Annotated in this window: 1 protein-coding gene; it reads left to right on the top strand. The window is 64.5% G+C overall.

Annotation, left to right across the window (positions count from 1 at the left end):
* On the top strand, positions 1-558 hold a 558-nt coding region (locus tag AACY52_RS29660; RefSeq protein WP_339561278.1), incomplete at both ends, for a DNA gyrase subunit A.

Raw genomic sequence — 558 nt, 5'->3', positions numbered from 1 at the left:
CGATAAAGCCGCCGCGATGCGCTATACCGAGGCGCGTCTCGCCAAGGTCGCAGGGTCGCTGCTCGAGGACATCGACAAGGATACGGTCGACTTCGTCCCCAACTATGACGGCTCCGAGCGTGAACCCTCGGTGCTACCGGCGCGTTTCCCCAATCTGCTGGTCAATGGTGCAGGCGGCATCGCCGTCGGCATGGCAACCAACATCCCGCCGCACAATCTCGGCGAAGTGATCGACGCGACGCTCGCCATCATCGATTCGATGACAGGCGCGCGCGAGCCGCTGACCACCGAGGAACTGATCGAGATCGTCCCCGGCCCCGATTTCCCGACCGGCGCGATCATCCTCGGCCGCGCAGGCGCGCGCTCGGCGTATGAAACCGGGCGCGGGTCGATCATCGTCCGCTCGCGCTATGTCGTCGAGGAAGGGCGCGGCGATCGCCGCTCGATCGTGCTAACCGAAATCCCGTACCAGACCGGCAAGAACGGCTTGGTCGAAAAGATCGCCGAAGCCGCCAAGGACAAGCGCATCGAAGGCGTCAGCGACATTCGCGACGAATC

It is taken from the genome of Pseudomonas sp. EA_65y_Pfl1_P113 (assembly GCF_963970525.1).
GTDB lineage: Bacteria > Pseudomonadota > Gammaproteobacteria > Pseudomonadales > Pseudomonadaceae > Aquipseudomonas > Aquipseudomonas tritici.
The sequence above is the reverse complement of the archived record's forward strand: the minus strand, read 5'-3'. Positions and strand labels throughout refer to the sequence as shown.